This is a genomic window from Photobacterium halotolerans DSM 18316 (genome assembly GCF_000425165.1).
Lineage (GTDB): Bacteria > Pseudomonadota > Gammaproteobacteria > Enterobacterales > Vibrionaceae > Photobacterium > Photobacterium halotolerans.
The window spans coordinates 358,304-375,275 of record NZ_KE384319.1 but is presented as its reverse complement, the minus strand read 5'-3'; the positions used below and the strand labels follow the sequence as shown (position 1 = coordinate 375,275).

16 protein-coding genes and 1 riboswitch are annotated in these 16,972 nt (G+C 49.7%); of the genes, 2 read left to right on the top strand and 14 right to left on the bottom strand.

Annotated features, from left to right (window positions below):
- Window positions 1-71: 71 nt before the first annotated feature.
- The 12 genes from H511_RS0110985 to H511_RS0110930 all read right to left on the bottom strand — a co-directional run bounded on the left by H511_RS0110985 (window position 72) and on the right by H511_RS0110930 (window position 13,051).
- Window positions 72-689, bottom strand: coding sequence for a CDP-alcohol phosphatidyltransferase family protein (locus H511_RS0110985; RefSeq protein ID WP_027252337.1), 618 nt, complete (start codon window positions 687-689; stop codon window positions 72-74).
- On the bottom strand, window positions 682-1,338 hold the full coding sequence (locus H511_RS0110980; protein WP_027252336.1) for an ATP-binding cassette domain-containing protein: 657 nt from the start codon (window positions 1,336-1,338) through the stop codon (window positions 682-684). The genes H511_RS0110985 and H511_RS0110980 overlap by 8 nt, the downstream gene beginning before the upstream one ends.
- Complete coding sequence (locus H511_RS0110975; RefSeq protein WP_027252335.1) at window positions 1,304-2,998, bottom strand: ABC transporter permease; 1,695 nt, start codon at window positions 2,996-2,998, stop codon at window positions 1,304-1,306. Before H511_RS0110975 ends, H511_RS0110980 begins: the two co-directional genes overlap by 35 nt.
- 57 nt (window positions 2,999-3,055) lie before the next feature.
- Window positions 3,056-4,204 carry an ABC transporter substrate-binding protein gene (locus H511_RS0110970; RefSeq protein WP_051288161.1) on the bottom strand — a complete coding sequence of 383 codons (1,149 nt, stop codon included), beginning with the start codon at window positions 4,202-4,204 and terminating at the stop codon, window positions 3,056-3,058.
- A gap of 41 nt (window positions 4,205-4,245) precedes the next feature.
- Window positions 4,246-6,468 (bottom strand): FAD-dependent oxidoreductase, encoded by a 2,223-nt coding sequence (locus H511_RS23165; protein ID WP_420835032.1) that lies wholly within the window; start codon window positions 6,466-6,468, stop codon window positions 4,246-4,248.
- A 59-nt stretch (window positions 6,469-6,527) separates the two neighbouring features.
- A complete protein-coding gene (locus H511_RS0110960) occupies window positions 6,528-7,127 on the bottom strand; it encodes a carboxymuconolactone decarboxylase family protein (RefSeq protein ID WP_027252333.1) in 600 nt (199 codons plus the stop codon).
- A 90-nt stretch (window positions 7,128-7,217) separates the two neighbouring features.
- Complete coding sequence (locus H511_RS23160; protein ID WP_051288076.1) at window positions 7,218-7,610, bottom strand: hypothetical protein; 393 nt, start codon at window positions 7,608-7,610, stop codon at window positions 7,218-7,220.
- A 196-nt stretch (window positions 7,611-7,806) separates the two neighbouring features.
- The gene (locus tag H511_RS0110950) at window positions 7,807-8,421 is read right to left on the bottom strand and encodes a TfoX/Sxy family DNA transformation protein (RefSeq protein WP_027252332.1); all 615 of its coding nucleotides are present in this window, start codon (window positions 8,419-8,421) and stop codon (window positions 7,807-7,809) included.
- 131 nt (window positions 8,422-8,552) lie between these two features.
- A riboswitch (cyclic di-GMP riboswitch) is annotated at window positions 8,553-8,652 on the bottom strand.
- Window positions 8,653-8,865: 213 nt separating this feature from the next.
- Complete coding sequence (locus H511_RS0110945) at window positions 8,866-9,870, bottom strand: substrate-binding domain-containing protein (RefSeq protein ID WP_027252331.1); 1,005 nt, start codon at window positions 9,868-9,870, stop codon at window positions 8,866-8,868.
- Window positions 9,871-10,306: 436 nt separating this feature from the next.
- Window positions 10,307-11,128 carry a heme ABC transporter ATP-binding protein gene (locus tag H511_RS0110940; RefSeq protein WP_051288074.1) on the bottom strand — a complete coding sequence of 274 codons (822 nt, stop codon included), beginning with the start codon at window positions 11,126-11,128 and terminating at the stop codon, window positions 10,307-10,309.
- Window positions 11,125-12,180, bottom strand: coding sequence for a FecCD family ABC transporter permease (locus H511_RS0110935; RefSeq protein ID WP_027252329.1), 1,056 nt, complete (start codon window positions 12,178-12,180; stop codon window positions 11,125-11,127). The genes H511_RS0110940 and H511_RS0110935 overlap by 4 nt, the downstream gene beginning before the upstream one ends.
- 34 nt (window positions 12,181-12,214) lie before the next feature.
- Window positions 12,215-13,051 (bottom strand): heme/hemin ABC transporter substrate-binding protein, encoded by an 837-nt coding sequence (locus H511_RS0110930; protein WP_027252328.1) that lies wholly within the window; start codon window positions 13,049-13,051, stop codon window positions 12,215-12,217.
- 357 nt (window positions 13,052-13,408) lie between these two features.
- Here H511_RS0110930 and hutX point away from each other — a divergent pair, with 357 nt between their 5' ends.
- Together hutX and hutZ are read left to right on the top strand one after the other, a co-directional pair.
- The gene (gene hutX, locus H511_RS0110925) at window positions 13,409-13,921 is read left to right on the top strand and encodes a heme utilization cystosolic carrier protein HutX (protein WP_027252327.1); all 513 of its coding nucleotides are present in this window, start codon (window positions 13,409-13,411) and stop codon (window positions 13,919-13,921) included.
- Window positions 13,921-14,466 carry a heme utilization protein HutZ gene (hutZ, locus tag H511_RS0110920; protein ID WP_027252326.1) on the top strand — a complete coding sequence of 182 codons (546 nt, stop codon included), beginning with the start codon at window positions 13,921-13,923 and terminating at the stop codon, window positions 14,464-14,466. The genes hutX and hutZ overlap by 1 nt, the downstream gene beginning before the upstream one ends.
- A 59-nt stretch (window positions 14,467-14,525) precedes the next feature.
- Here the strand turns inward: hutZ and panP are convergent, their stop codons facing one another.
- Complete coding sequence (gene panP / locus H511_RS0110915) at window positions 14,526-16,187, bottom strand: pyridoxal-dependent aspartate 1-decarboxylase PanP (protein ID WP_027252325.1); 1,662 nt, start codon at window positions 16,185-16,187, stop codon at window positions 14,526-14,528.
- A 125-nt stretch (window positions 16,188-16,312) separates the two neighbouring features.
- On the bottom strand, window positions 16,313-16,825 hold the full coding sequence (locus H511_RS0110910; protein WP_027252324.1) for a hypothetical protein: 513 nt from the start codon (window positions 16,823-16,825) through the stop codon (window positions 16,313-16,315).
- Window positions 16,826-16,972: the final 147 nt, after the last annotated feature.

The following is a 16,972-nucleotide window of genomic DNA, read 5'->3' as shown; positions in this document are numbered from 1 at the left end:
TGGTGAATAAAAACGGCGGTTGTCCTGATTAGGGCCGCCGTTTTTTGTTGCTGACATTCTCTCTGCTAGCGTTATCCTACCGGTGTTTTCAGGGTCTGATAGCCAGCCCAGATCCGGGTTGCGGTTGTCACCCAGCACAGTGTTCCGAAAATCCATGCGATGAGTGCAAAGTGTTCCGGCAACAGGCAAAAAAGCACAAAACACGCGATAGTTTCTGTGCCCTCAGTCAGTCCTCCGAGATAAAACAGAGACTTATGCTGATAAACCGGATTATCGATATTGCGTTTACCCGCCATAATGGCAAAAGCCAGAAAGCTCGAACCTGTGCCGACAAAGGCGAAGATCAAAAACGCACCGGCAACTGCATTCTGCGTCGGATCTGCCAGAATGAAACCAAAGGGCACCAGGGAATAAAACAAAAAATCCAGTGTGATATCCAGAAAACCACCACAGTCTGTGATGCCTCTGCGTCGGGCCAGTGCGCCATCCAAACCGTCAAAAATGCGGTTGAGAATGATAAAACACAGTGCCAGCCAATATTGCTGGCAGATGAGCGCAGGCAATGTCAGCAAGCCAATACCAAACCCGGTCACCGTAATTTGATTGGCGGTGAAAGGCGTTTTATCCAGCAGTAAGCCGATACCGTTAACCGGCGCTTTGATGAGTTTGATGGCGTAGCGATCAAGCATAGGACTGTTTCTCCTCCTGCTCGGTGGGCCAGTGCAGTACCTGACCATCAGGTGGCACATCATCCTGATCATGGGTAACCATCAGCGCTGGGATATTCAGTTGCCGGATTTCCTTAAACACCAGGTCGCGAAACTGGATACGTAAATCTTTATCCAGCTTACTGAAAGGCTCGTCCAGCAGTATGGCGTCCGGCTCTGCCAGCAGGCAACGCATCAGGCTGATCCTGGCGCGCTGTCCGCCAGAAATCTGGCTCGGGCAATGAGAGGCCAGTGCTGTCAGGCCTAACGCAGCTAAGGTCTCATAAGCTCTGGTTTTGCGTTCTGTTTTTTTCACGCTGGACGGTAAACCAAATGCCAGGTTCTGCCACACATTCAGGTGCGGGAAGAGCAGATCATCCTGAAACAGCAGACCAATGCGCCGTTTATCCGGAGCCAGATCGTTGAGTAATCTGTTATTGAGGCTGATCTCGCCCTGATAGAGGCAGTCGGGCGGCATATGGCCGGCGATCACGCCCAACAGGGTTGACTTCCCACAGCCGCTGGGACCCATAATTGTCAGTACCTGTCCCTGTTCAACCGATAGCGTCAGTGAGCTGAGCAATCGCTGATGCCCATTATTTATAGTGAGGTTTTTGACTGACAAGCTCATTGGCTTTTGCATTTCCTGTGTATTTTCCGGATGTCATTTTTGATTGATAGTAACGGCTGGCGAAGGTGGCAAGCGCGAAGAGCACAAAGGGCACCAGCCCCTGCAGCAGTCCGTAAATTGCACTGACTCTTCTGTCCTGTCCGCTGGCGAGCGCAACGGCTTCTGTAGTCAGGGTGCTGACCCGGCCTGCACCAAGGCTGAGTGTCGGCAGATATTGAGCCAGGCTGACACTGCTGCCCACGGCCAGTGCCAGACAAATGGCCGGCATCAGCATGGGACGCTTGACCCGCCACCAGGCCTGAACTGCCGATAAACCAAGGCTGTTGGCCGTTTGCATATAGCGGCGATCAAAGCTGCGCCACGGGCCATCCAACGCAAGGTACAGGTAGGGAAACACAAACAGCACATGGCTCCATATCACCCAAAGCAGATGATGCTGGCCGGGGATCATATAAGTGGTGACCTGAATACCGAACAGTAAAGAAACCTGAGGCAGCACCATAGGCATGGCTATCAGCCAGCCAGGGATGCCGGTTCCTGTTTTGTCCCTGTACTCCAGACAGCCAATGGTCAGACAAAGCGCAATTGCGGTACTGATACCGGCCAGCATCAGGCTGGTGGAAACCAGATCGGTAAACACGGCGGTTTCCTGTTGCCAGAAATGCGCACTGAACCGGCTCGGTAACAGATCGGGAAACCGCCAGCGCAGCGCCACAGACCAGAGCACGAGAACAGGAATGACAAGCAGCGGCACCGCTATTAACGGCCAGTGAAAGTAACGTCCGGGCAGATGTTGATCGCGATGGCCGGCATATTGCCAGCCTTGAAAGCCACGCAGAATCAGCCATTCCAGCGCGCGAAACACAGCAAGCAGGCAAAGGCCCAGCATAAGTAGCATGAATGCGCCGACGGCGGCTCTGGGCAGCAAAGCGACATCCGGTTCATTGAACCATTGCCAGACCAGTACCGCGAAAGTGGGAGGGCGGGTCGGGCCCAGAATCATGGCCATGTCTACCACTGAGATACCATAAGCCAGAACGGCATAAATCGGCAGTCGCATCCCGGGGAGCCATTGCGGCAGTATGACAGTAAGCCATGTCGAAACCCGGTTATAGCCCAGCCCATTGCCTGCAGCCAGCAAGCGGCCGACATTCAGTTGCTGCAGAACAGAGATACTCATTAGTAACAGAAACGGGGTTTCTTTGATTGCCAGGGCCAGAGTGAGTCCTATGCCATATGAGTCCTGCAGCAGAGAAAACTGACCGGGATCGCCGCCCAATGCGGAGAGTAAACGGGTGATGAGCCCCGTGGATGAAAAGGTAAATGCAAAGCCAATGGCAAAGGCCACATGCGGAATCGCCAGCATCGGAGAGAGCCAGGATTCTATACTCCGCCAGCGGCGTGAGCCCCAATACCTCTGCAGGATCAAGAAGGTAAACGTTAATGCCAGTAAAGTACTGATGACGCCTGTGGAAAGCGTCAGCAGAACAGAAGCAGACAAACCGGGCCAGGCCAATGCCTGATAGAAAGCCTGAGGTCCGGGTTGCGTCAGGCCGACAAAGGGTAACCAGGACAGGGCTGGCAGCAAAATGCCTGACAGGCCCGGTAACAACGGCAAACAACAGATCAACAGCGTGGCAATAAACATCAGGTACAACATATTGCAACGTTCGCCTAGCGGGTGTCAGGGGTAAATTTACAGGGTGTCAGGAAACGCTCAGTGTCCATATTTTTGCTGCCAGGCGGCCTCCAGCGCAGTTTGCCAGCTGGGGTGTGGCTCAGGGATGGCGCGATACAGTTCAAAACCCTGTGTTTCGCCGGCACCCATCGCTTCAGGTGTCAGTACGGCAGGATCACCCCAGATCTGAATATTCGCTTTTCGCTGTTGCGCTTCAGGGCTCATGAGAAAGTTAATCACAACCCGTGCTCCAGCTTTCGCGCTGGCATTCCAGGGGATGGCCAGAAAATGAATGTTGGAGAGGGCGCCTTGCTCAAAGGCAAATGCCCTGGCGGACTCAGGCAGATCGCCGCGTTCAATCGCGGCTTTGGCTTCATTCGGATTAAAGGTGATGGCAACCAGAAGCTGCCTGTCGTCCAACAGTTGCATCATTTCCGTTGAGCTGGCCGGAAAGCGTTTTCCCTGCTGCCAGGCAACGGCATGAAGCTGATCGAGGTATTTCCAGAGCGGCGCTGTGAGGCGAGCGAATTTCTTTTCATCCGTTGTCAGATCAATGGGCTCATAGAGCGCCGGCGCTGCGTTGGTCAGCTCAATCAGTGCGGCTTTTAAAAAACTGGTGCCATGAAATGCAGGCGGCTGCGGGTAGGTCACTTTGCCCGGAAAAGCAACGGCCAGACTCAACAGCTCAGCAAAACTATTGGGTGGGTTGTTTAAGGTCTGGCTGTCATGTATGAAGACCAGTTGTCCTACCCCCCAGGGGGCTTCGAGACCTTCTGTGCTTTCGGTAAAATCCTCATAGACGGGCAGTTGTTTATCGACCAGCTCCCAGTTGGGTAATTGAGCGACAAACGGGCCATCCAGCAAGTTATTGGCCTTCATGGTGCGGAAGTTTTCGCCATTGATCCAAACCATATCGACGCTACCGCCGGTTTGTTTGCCGGCCGCTTTTTCCGCTAACAGTCGCTGAGAGGTTTCAGCGATGTCGGCCACTTTGACATGGTTGAGCGTAATGTCATAGCGGCTCTTTACTTCGCGGGCAACCCACCTTAAGTAGCTGTTGATGGGCTGGCTGCCGCCCCAGGCATTGAAGAAAACAGTCTGTCCGCGCGCCTCTTGTTCAATCGCTTCCCAGCTCATCTCTGCGATGGGCGGGGTTTCCGTCTGTGCTTCATTTGCCAGAGCAGGCATAGTTACTGCGATTGCCAACCCAATTGCTATCCATGTCATTTTCATTGCTGATCCTTACTTTCCCGCAGATGAGCTTTCAGATTGTCGCTCTGTGTTTTCTGTTGATGTCTGTTGCCACCACCCCGTCGCCAGCGATGAAATTTCTCCAGCAATGCTAAAACCCGTTCCGGTTTATTGGCATTTTTCCATACGCCCGCCGTGTATTTACTGGCTTCACTCATTGTGGGGTAAGGGTGAACCGTACCCAGAATCTTGTTCAATCCCAGCCCGTGTTTCATTGCCAGCGTAAACTCGGCAAGAAGTTCACCGGCCTGGTTACCCACAATGGTAGCACCGAGGATGGTATCTTTCCCTTTTGGGGTCAATACTTTAATAAAACCATAGTCTTCACCGTCAGCAATTGCGCGATCTAAATCATTCAATTCATATTGAGTGACTTCCGCGTCTATGCCCTGAGCATGTGCTTCTTTCTCATTAATGCCCACACGTGCGACTTCGGGGGCGGTGTAAGTCACGGCGGGCAGGACACGGTAATCTGCTTTGAACGATTTAAACTGTCCGAAAAGACCGTTTACAGCCGCATACCAAGCCTGGTGCGCGGCGGCGTGCGTCAACTGGAACGGACCGGCAACATCTCCGACAGCGAAGATGTTGGGATAGCGGGTTTGCAGGTATTCGTTAACGTCTAGGGTTTTGTGTTCGTTCAGTGTGATGCCAAGTTCTTCCAGACCAAAACCGGTGACATTGGCAGCACGGCCTAATGCCAGAATGACCGCATCAAATTCAACCTGATGCTGCTGCCCGTGATTATCCTCAAGAATGGCATACTGAAGGGGCATTCCGGAATCTGACGTTGAAGTGTCAAACTTTACGGCTTTGTGCTGCAGTTTAATGTCTACGCCGTCTCTCATCAGGCTGTCCTGAATCCGTTTTGCCACATCGGTATCTTCCCGGACCAATAATTGATCTGTCATTTCAACCTGAGTGACCTGACTGCCCAGGCGTTGAAAACTCTGTGCCAGCTCGCAACCAACCGGGCCGCCACCCAATACCAGCAGTTTTTGGGGTTGCTCTGTGATGGACCACAAGGTGTCTGAGGTCAGATAGTGCACTTTTTCAATGCCACCAATAGGCGGGACAACAGGACGGGCACCGGTCGCTATAACTATGTTGCGTGTCGTGATGCGTGTGCCGTTGACTTCCACTTCCCAGGGGGAAAGGATACGCGCTTCGCCCCGAATGCAGTTCACCCCAAGCGCAGTGTAGCGTTCTACGGAATCGTGCGGCTCGATCCTTTTGATAACACGGTGAATACGTTGCATGACAGCGGGGAAGTCAACCTGAGCTGGCTGACTGTGAATGCCGAACTCCGCTGCCCGGGTAATGGTACGCAGCGTATGCGCGGCCCGGATTAATGCTTTAGACGGCACGCAGCCGGTATTCAGGCAGTCACCGCCCATCTGGTGTTTTTCAATCAGCGTGACTTTGGCTTTGACGGCTGCGGCAATATAGGCGCTGACCAGTCCGCCGGCACCGGCGCCGATCACCACCATGTTCTGATCAAAATGCTCGGGCTTATGCCAGCCTTGATAGACTCGCCGTTGTTGAACGAAGGCCATGACGGCTTTGGCGATAAAGGGAAAAATACCCAGCAAAACCAGGGACAGCAGAACAGGCAAAGCAATCAGTCCGGACAGCGATTGAATCTCACCCAGCTGTGTCCCGGCATTCAGGTAGACAACCGTACCCGGTAGCATGCCTAACTGGCTGACCCAGTAAAACTGACGCGGGCGCATAGGTGTCAGGCCCATCAGCAGGTTGACCAGAAAGAAGGGAACGACGGGAATTAAACGCAGTGTAAAGAGATAAAAGGGACCGTCTTTTTCTATACCACGATTAATCGCGGCCAGACGCAGACCAAATTTGCTCTGCACCCAGTCCTGCAATAAAAACCGACTGGCCAGAAAGGCCAGTGTCGCTCCGATGGAGCTGGCGAAAGAGACGATAAGCAGGCTCCACCAGAAACCGAACAGTGCGGCGCCAAGCAATGTCATGATGGCAGCTCCCGGGAAGGACAAAGCCGTCATGACAACATAAATGAGGAAAAAGAGCCCGCTGGAAAGCAGAGGATTTGCGGTAATGGTTGCCTGTAACGAGTGCTGGTAAACCTTAGCCTGTTCCAGAGTGAAATAATTGCCAAGATCGAAAGCGAACCAGGCCGCTATGGCGCTGACGATGAATAGCAGCAATAAGGGTTTTTTCATATTGTTCATCATTGATTATCTGCGTTGCTGTTGGTTTGCGTTGCTATCCGTTGACGTTGCTATTGGCTTGTATTGCCATTCGACGGCTTATCTTTTTGCTCAGTGTGTTTGTGATCCTTTGTTAAAGGAATAGTGCAAAACGCCTGAGAAGGGACATCTAACGCAGTATTAAATTTCGCTGACAGGTTTTGAAAGCTGACCAATGCGGTTAACTCAACGAGGGCATCGTCGTCATACCACTGTTTGAGATCAGCAATCATTGCTGGCGTGACTTTCATGCCGGTTACTGTCATGGCTTCTGTATAGGCAAGAACGGCTTTTTCTTGTGCATCGAACAGCGGGCTGTGCTGCCAGTCAGACAGAGATTGTATTTTTTCTGCAGACTGGCATCGCTGCGCCAGTCGCATACCGTTGGCATCAATGCAGAATGCGCAGTCATTTAACTGCGAAACACGTACACAGACCAATGAGCGTATCACATCAGAGACAGGGGAGCGTTTTCGGTCAAGATAGCCAAAAAAACTGGCAACCAGGTAAAAGAGGAAAGGGCGGCGTCCCCATAGCAAAGCCGGGTTTAAGGGTTTGCCAAAGTGTCGAGTCTGCAGCCAGAGCAGTGGACGGATCCAGATTGAATAATGCTGTTTTGGGGTGATGCGCACCTGAAGGTCTCCGGATAAAGCGATTTAAAATACCGACCGCGGATACCCGGACAAATTTCAGAAAACAGTCAAATTTGTATGTTCTTGCTGTTAATTGACTGAAAGTTGAACACTGCGTGGGGCTAGATGGTTCGCTGCTGTTTTAGGTTCGTGCTGCTCCAGCAACATATAACTGCTTGCTATTACTGGTAAAAGTGCAACGAGCATGGTTTTGCCTATATGGTAATTGCGGTACCAGTATTTACGTGCTTTGACTTTCAATACAATGCCCCAGAAAAAAAGCAGTATATTGAGTGCAGACGCGGCAATGCTGGGAATCAGCACTTCGTTAAAGCTGACTGTGTCAGCATGCACGATAGCGACAAGAAAGGCCGGAGGTAACAAACTGATGAAGACCAGGTAACGCATCAGCTTTGGCCATTTGCAGAATTTATCTCTGAAGATGTTGTCAGTCTGACCCGGAAACGGCGATGACGAACGCATGAAACCTCCATTGGGTGGTGGTAAAACATACATTCTAAAGATGACAGAGCTGAAAGGAAGCTAACTGATAATCTTGTAACTTGTGTTTGTGAGTTGAGTCTTCATTTTACACAGCCCTGACGGAGCGCCAGGGCTGGAAAGCAGGTTATGAACCGTCAGTGTTCATCACAGTGAATGAATCACTGACAGGGAAACCTTAATGATGAGCACTTAAAGCTGATGTTTCCAGCTTTGACAACAGCTCATTTCGGCGTTGTGGGGTAATAACAGACCAGTGTTTACCACTGACAGCACCTTCCAATGCCCAGAGCAGATCCAGACTCAATGACTCGTGGTGAGACTCCTGTAACGCCTGGAAAGCACCAATAGCACCGACTTCGAAGAGCTGATCAACAGAACTGATGCCGGCTTTCTTGAGCATACGCTCATTGGCCAGACGCAGGTTGGGCAGATCTTTAATGCGAGTAGGGCTCGCCTGCAGTTTTTTCTCTTTATCTGCCTGGGCAGCATTCAGAGAACGTTCTGCATGTTCCAGGATGACATCGGGAGTTTCCCACCAGCTATCCGGAATGGCGTAGTGCTTTGTAACGACAGGAAAACCGCGCTTCTGGTAGACGTACGGTTTGAGGTCTGCTTGTTTGAAGGCTTCTTCATTTCTCGCATTAGCGCGCAGATGCAGCTTGTTGTTAACAACTAGAGCGAACATCGTTTCACCTGCGAAAATGCCAAATCCGCCAAACATAGAGCGAGATTTAATTTGACCAAATTTCTCAAATAAACGAATTGAATCTTTCAGTAATGGTTTGTCCATGCTTCTTTTCTCGGCAATTATTTTCAACAAAAGAAGTCACTTAACAAAGGAGCGAGGATTCAATTATGCACAAGATTATGAATGCTTTGTCATATTTATGACAAAAACAGCCTATAATCTTCACTTCATCCATCGGCAACCCCGCTACCATGAGTAAAAACTAATCAAGCAGTTACTTTTAGGCCGGAAGCTTTGCGTCCCATTCTTTCAAATGGTTTGCCTTGTTCGTGACTGTTTAATCATATATCAATAAGACGAATTTGATATGGATCGCACAAAAAAATTGTGAAGTTTATCGCAATAAAAATCGTATAAATTTTACAGAATGCGATGGATTGTCTCATTAATTCCCCCATAGCGTAGTAATATTCCATATGCAAATAGCCGATAGTCAAATTTATATCGGCTGTATGCTGCAATACATGGAGGAAAATCGTTTATTTTTTACCTAATCCGTTTTACGGAGTGGCGGACAACTAATTCCGGATTTATTTCAAATGTTTGGAAATCATGGCTCTTGCTTTTGACTCTTTCCATCAGGATTCCTACCGCTGTTTTGCCCAAACGCCGCTTCGGCTGGTGGATAGTGGTCAGAGGTGGAGAAAAGTAAGGGGCCAGATCTATGTTGTCATAACCAATAATGGAAACATCTTCAGGTACTTTCACACCGGCTTGCTCAAATGTGCTGATTAATGCCATGGCCATAATATCATTGAAACAAAAAATGGCCGTTGGGCGATCTTTCATAGCAATAAATTCATTGGCTGCAACCACCGCAGATTCACATTCGAAATCACCTTCAAGAATCCAGTTTTCGTTGACAGTCAGGCCCGCTTCGCGCATCGCTTTATTAAAGCCTTTCAGCCTTTCACGGCAGGTAGATTTATCTTTCTGGCCAGACAAGCAGCCAATTTTAGTATGTCCATTGTCAATAAAATGACGGGTTGCCAGGTAACCGCCCAGCTCAGCGTTATCTTGTATATTGTCGGTTTTGGGGCGGGCCGGCCCCCAGTCCATGATCACCATAGGCAGATCAGGCTGTCGCTCCAATTGTTCCAGCAACTGGTCATCCAGATCAGAACACATCACCAGTAGTCCATCGACGCGCTTTTCGGACAGCATGCGCAGATAATCTTTTTGCTTGTCGAGATTACCTTCAGTGTTACAAAGGATCAGCGTGTATCCTGCCTTGTAGCAGTATTCCTCGACACCATGCACCAGCTCGGCGAAGAATGGATTAGTCGATTTGGTTACCAGCATACCAATCGTGCTGGTTGTGTTGCATTTCAGGCTGCGTGCGACAGCACTTGGCGCATAGTTCAGTTCTTCAACTGCAGTCAGGACTTTTTTCTGTGTCGCCTCCGCTACAAAGCGGGTCTTGTTGATCACGTGTGAAACTGTGGTTGTTGATACACCAGCCATACGTGCAACATCTTTAATGGTTGCCATAGTTGTTCTTCTAGTCATCAGGCCCATTGGGCCTCTTTGAGTCTTAATGTTGGCCAGACGCTAAAAAGCCGCTTTTGCATAAGAAAGCGGCGGGAAATGAGTGACTCAGGCCCGGTCGTTAATCACGTTCTATCGTTGTTGTGTCATCTGACAATGACTTGAAAGATACCCACAACGCACTGTCAATGAGAACCCGAAAGGCTGTCGCCCAAGGGAGCATAAACCTGATAAAAGCTTGATCGCCATTACGCTTCGTTTCATCGGTTAATCGCTTGCGATCACATTTTACTGAGACTCACGCACAGTGCAACGTTTCTCTTGTTGGGTGGAATGATTCTTGATAGAGGTCAATAATAGGATGCAACAATTGTATGCAATCTTAGTGGTGTCAAGTCAGCAGAAGGCACAACTGAATGTGCCTCCATGGACTTTGATGTTATGCCGACAGGACGACAGGAAAATGCCCGCGCGGGTGAGATTCTATGATGACAGGGGCACCATACACGGATTGGATATTTTCAGCCGTTAATGTGTGCCAGGCATCACCGTCGGCCTGTATTTTACCGTGGTTGAGCAGGATCAAACGATCGGCATACTCGGCAGCAAGATTCAGGTCGTGAATAACAAGAATCACCGCCGCGCCATTGTCTGCCATCTTTTTCGCCAGGCTTAAACAGGTTTGCTGATGGGCAAGATCTAAAGCAGAGGTGGGTTCATCCAGCATTAATATACATTGATCACCGGCCGCGCTGAGCTGCGTCAGGACTCTGGCAAAGTGGACGCGTTGTTTCTCCCCACCAGACAGCGATGGATAAAGTCGCTGGCTGAGGTGGCTGATACCCACATCGGCCATTTTTTGACGTGTTATTTGCTGGCTGTCTTTAAGACCGAGCTTTAAGGGCATAGTACCCAGTTCAGCAACTTCCTGAGCGGTAAAGCCAAAAGACAGCGTACTGTGCTGGGGGAGGACGCCCATATGATGCGCCAGTCGGCTGGCATGCCAGTTTTTACGATGCTCACCAAAGATGTAGACATTACCCTTGGCATGCATTTCCCCCGATAACACTTTCAGCAAAGTACTTTTTCCGGCGCCGTTGGGCCCGAGTAAAGCGGTCAGCTCACCACTGCGAAAGCTGATATTCAGGTTATCGAGTAACACCTTACCGCCCAGAGTCAGCGACAGTTGTTCCGCTGATATTGCCACTGGACGGTTTCTGCCGGTCTGCTTTTTGGGCTGACGTGTAATGTGGTGGATCATTGCAAACGACCTCGCTGTTTTGTAAGCAGGACGATAAAAAATGGTGCGCCCAGAAGGGCTGTGATGATCCCCACCGGCAGCTCGGCGGGCGCGGCGACAACACGGGCCAGCATGTCGGCAATCAACAGGATCAGTGCGCCCAGGAGGGCGGAAAGGGGCAGCAGTGTTTTATGGTTAGGGCCGGTTAGCATGCGGCCAAGATGCGGTACGATCAATCCAATGAAGCCGATCACGCCGGATAGCGAGACGGCCACGCCAACACCGGCCGCACACAATAGAACCAGCAACCGTTTCAGTGCTTGTACATTAACACCTAAATGCTGAGCCTCAGACTCACCCAGTAAAAGGGCATTTAATGCATTTGCCTGGCGAGTGAACAGCCAGAACAAGGTGGCAAGGGTAACAAAAGACAGGGTAATACCTGGCCAGGTCGCCCCCGCCAAAGAGCCCATAGTCCATAGTGAGAGATCACGCAGTGCCTGATCATCGGCATGGAAATTTAGCAGCCCGAGCGCTGCACCGGATAAAGCGCCAATCGCCACGCCGGCAAGCAGCATCACTGTGACGGAAGTGCCGGTTTTATCTGTGCCGAGAAAATACACAATCCAGGTAGTGATGGCGCCACCTGCAAAGGCAAAAACCGGTACGGTTCCCAGCGTTAGCAGCAGCGGGAATGACGCTGCCAGCGAGCCGAACAGCACTATGGCTAATGCCGCGCCTAAGCTGGCTCCGCCTGCAACGCCTATAATGCCGGGGTCAGCCAGCGGGTTTCGGAACAGTCCCTGCATGACCGCACCACAAAGCGCCAGCACAGCACCTATAGCAATACACAGCAGTGTGCGTGGTAAGCGAACTTGCTGAATAATCAGTTCAATATGAGGAGCCACCTTCTGCTGCCCCGGCAGAATAACCTGCCAGATGTCGGAGAATGAGATAGCCATAGGTCCGACAATGATCGAGCAGCTTGCCGCAAAGGCCAGTAACAGGCATGTCGCGGGCAGTATGACTGACGTTGGCAATCGCAGTAATGACAACAGACGGATGCGTCGCATGCTTGAGTCAGACATGGTTGTATCAGACATGGTTTTACTGGCCATACAGCGCCTGATTCAATCGCTCGGCTTCTTCCAGGCTCTTGAGGTTCAAGCCGCCAATCAGGGCAGTACCGTCAATAGTATATAACGCGCCATTCTGACCGGCGGGTGTCGCTGCCAGTAAAGGTAAGCTTTTTATCAGACCTTTGAGTCCGCCTATCGACTGGCTGGCATGAGTGCTCAGCAGGATGACATCAGGCTGCATGTCCACCATAGCCTCCGCTGATAAAGGTTTGTAAGATTCAATGGCTGTAGCCGCTGGATTTATGCCGCCTGCGAGCCTGATAACCGTATCAGCCGTGGTGTGGCGTCCTCCAACCATAGGTGCCCGTCCGGCATGAATGGTCAGAAAGAGAATACGTTTAGGTGTGTGGTTGTCAGACAGACGCGATTCGATCCGCTTCACTTGCTGCTGAATTTGGCTGTTTAGCTGTGTTGCCTGGACTGGTTTTCCAGTCAGTTGACCCACTTGCTCGACACGTTTGAGCAGATCATCAATAGTATCGCCCGAATTGAGGATGTCGACTGAGATACCTGCCTGGCGAAGCAGCGAGAGGGTAGTCTCAGGTCCCATTTCTTTCGAACCCACGACCCGGTCCGGCGTCAAAGCGATGATGCTTTCCGCAGCAAGCTGTCTGTGATAACCAAGGGTTGGAATGTCATTACCGATAAACGCTTGACTGGTGGTATCGACACCAACCAGCTGACTCTCTGCGCCCATTGCTACTATGAGTTCGGTAATGCCGGAACCTGCACTGATTATTCGTTCTTCTGCCCATGCAGATGTGGCAGCGAAGAAAAGAGCAACAGACAGTACGGCGCGTTTCATGAAATTCCCTCAATGTGATTGCAGATAGTCTTGATAAATCAAAGCAATATCAATTGGTTATGTGAGTCTGACAAAATATCTCAAGTGAAATATAGATGAAAATCAGCATCATGCAAATGATATTGTTATCACAAGTGATAATTATTATTAATCTCGTCATTATCCATGAATGGTAAACAATATCAATTATCATTTGCAAAAGGACATAGAGCACCTTATCATTTTTACAAATACAATTAATTATCATTAGTTTTTGTGTGATGTTGTGCTGTATGCCGATGAGACTGACAGGCGGTGAGGACAGACTCCATAGAAGCAGCACGATGAAGGAGAGTGTGAGTGTTTGAGAAATTCAGTTTGGCAGCGCTGAAAACACAAGTGGGTGCGATGCTGGAAGAAAACCCTAATTTGCACGCAGTGCTGATAGCGGAACAGCTGGGTGTGACTGAGGGCGAAATCATCCTGGCCTTACCGGATGAACTTGTTACCCATATTGCAGGGGAGCATGCTCAGGCTATTTTAGAGGCGCTGCCGGAGTGGGGAATGATGACAACCATTGTTCATTCGATGGGGTCAATCTTTGAAGTAAAGGCGCCCTTTCCGAAAGGCAAAGAAGCGCGTGGATACTACAATCTGATGGGGAAAGCGGGTGAAATGCATGGTCACCTGAAGCTGGATCGCGTTTCGGATGTGGTGTTAGTCAGTAAGCCTGTGCAAGGAAATGAAAGTTATTTCATTGGCTTTCTGGCGGACAATGGCGAGTGTATTTTTAAAATTTACCTTGGCAGGGATGAAAAGCGACAGCTGATCCCTGAGCAAGTTGAGAAATTTAATGCGTTGAAACAGGCTTTTGTTGGAGAGAAAAAGTAATGAGCGAAGTGAAACAAGAACGTTTGCAAAATCGTCTGGAGCCACAAATTCAGGCGTTCAGGGATGCTTGCCAGACACTGCAATTGGCAACAGTAGACTCAGAAGGCAAACCTAATGTGAGCTATGCGCCATTTGCTTTGTTAGATGACGGATATTATGTGCTCATTTCGAAAATCGCCCGACACGCCCGAAATCTGCTGGAAAATCCGCAGGTATCTCTGATGATGATTGAAGATGAAGCTACCTCTAAAACAATTTATGCGCGTACCCGTTTAACGTTTGAAGCCAATGTTGCACTGGTTGAGCGTGACACCGAGCGCTGGCAATCGGGTGTTGCAGCGTTAAAAGCACGTTTCGGTGAGATTGTTGACGGGCTGAGTGGCCTGGAAGATTTCAAATTATTCCGTCTTGAGCCGACTCATGGACTGTTTGTTAAAGGTTTCGGCCAGGCATTTCAAGTAACTGGTGATGATCTGATCGATTTTGTTCACCTGACGGAAGGGCATAAACGCATTGACGATAACGATGATGTGAAGTCAGCCTGATAAGCGCCAATACAAAAAACGGACAGTTTATTTACTGTCCGTTTTTTTATGGTGAATAATCAATTGCTGAGATTAGCCTGAGAAAGAATGCGCGCCGTTATAGCGTTAATCTTAGGTAAGCTTTGCTGGCTGGTTAATGCCAGCTGCTTCTGCTCTTTGAGCACGTCACTCAGAATATCTGGTGTTGTCAGAGGATTAGCCAGCACCACACGAAAGACTGTAGTGATCCGGCGCTCCCATTGTTCGGGCATCAAACGTGTCCGCGAGACAAAGGACTTACCCGATTCACGCTGACGTTTCTGGATGTACTGAGTCAGATCGTTCAATGCTTCGTGAATAGCCTGTTTGTCTTCATCGTTAGCAATAGCCAGTGCCTTTTGTGTATCTTCAGGCACGTAACGGTAAGTCAGCAGACACAGCTCTGGTGCTGAAATCAGTTCAAACTCGGGGTCGGATTTGATCAGCTCTGCAAAGTACCGGGCTTTCTCGATACTGTTGTTGATCAGTAATTCATATCCCTGGCGGCTGATAATGTTCAGGCTGGCAAACACCAGCATCGCCATACCATTTCTGGATCCTTCCAGCGTATGGCTGCCAAGGTCTTTAGAGCCTTTACGAAGTATGTACTCTGCATGGTGCTCAATCGCAGCCATAGAGGCGGGATTTTTAAAAATCACCATACCTGCACCCATAGGGATATACAGCTGTTTATGGGCATCAATGGTTACTGAATCTGCTCGCTCGATCCCTTTCAGTAACGGACGGTACTTATTGGACATCAAGGTCGCGCCGCCCCAGGCCGCATCAACATGGAAATGGCAATTGTGTGCGAGAGCGATATCGGCTAATTCATCCAGCGGATCGATGTTGCCTGTTTCTGTGGTGCCGGCAACGCCAACAATGGCGAAGGGTTTGATGTTTCTGGCTTTGAGACTTTCGATAGTGCTCTGGAGATCTTCGGTACAGATCTTATTATTTTCATCGGTTTTGATCGCAATCAGGCAGTCTCTGCCAATACCGAGCACATCGGCGGCTTTTTTCAGCGAATAATGCCCGCGTTCCGACACCAGTACAGCCAGGTCATCATAGCCGTAATGTTTCATCGCCCGAAAAAGACCTTCCTGCGCCACCCCTTTAAAATCGCCTTCTGGCTTTAGCAGGTTGTTACGGGCAACCCATAGTGCAGTAATGTTCGCGATTGTCCCGCCGGAACAAAAAGCACCTAAAGAGTGCTCAGCACTGTGCATCCAGCGCTGATAAAACGCGTCTCTTTCACCGTAGATCAGATTATGAAGAATCCCCAGCACCTGCCGTTCAAGTGGCGTGAAGGCCTTTGAGGTTTCAATTTTCACCAGGTTCTGATTGAGGCCAATCATAATCTTTGACAGCGGCATCAAAAAGTAGGGCAGAGCTGATGTCATATGACCAATGAAAGTGGGTGCGGATGTGTGAACAGACTGAGCAACCAGTTTTTCCAGCAGAAAATGGGTATGTTCAGAGACAAAACTGGGTTGCTCTGGCACAGAAGCACAAGAGAAATCTTTTTCAATTTCAGTCAGCGGCTTTTCCTGGGCGGCAATGTGAGTCTGTAAAAAGGCGTTGAGGTTTTCGGAGATCTCTTTCTCGATCCGACCAAGCGTGGAGTCGGGTGCTTCCGGCACAGTAAAGATACGGTGCAGGGTATCAAGAGATGCTTCAGCTTGTCTGTTTTCCACTGCCATAATAAGTTGTTACTTTTAGTTAACGTCGGCAAATCCGGCTAATTTACTGGAAATGAGGATAATTGTCTTGAAATATTTATCAGAATGCACCGAACGCGTCGCGTCCGGTGCCAGGTGATTGAGCGTTATTCGCACTGAGTGGCAGCAATAGCGCTCATTTGTCGGTTGTATGCCTTGAGTGGCTTATCGATTTCATCCGGGTGTGTTAACAGGTCGGCAAAGGCGCTGCGCAGTTCATAATTTTTGGGGTGTGGTGTGCTTTGACGATCCTCAAAGACTTTTTTCGCGTAATCGCCGAGATTACCTTGCTGGGCGGACAGCGCTTTAATGTCTTGCTGAGTGAGTTTAAGCCAGGATTCGACGGATTGGGACAGATCTAAATGGCTTTTATCGTTAGCTAAATACCAGTCGACGGCTTCACGTTTCAATTCGAAATGGTGGGTTCTTCCTTCCATAAACCAGTCGCCGACTTCCTGCAAATCGGGATCTTTTTGCACAGTCAGCTGGACCAGGTTTTGGTACCACTCAAGAGAAGCATCAATGTACTGATGGTATTTATTACTTTCGCAAGTTTGCGTGGAAGCGAAAGCAGCAGTAGGTAGCAGGGCGAACGAGAGAACAAGAGCTGTAAACTTCATGGTCTTTCCTTGAACTGATTGATAGAAGCTATTAACGCCATGTCATTATGATGTTCAGGCTTCTGGAGTATTTTTGCAAATTGTAGCGGTAGAAGCGCCTGAAAGGAAAGAGATCTTGGCATCATTCGTTCACATCGTGCAGTGAAT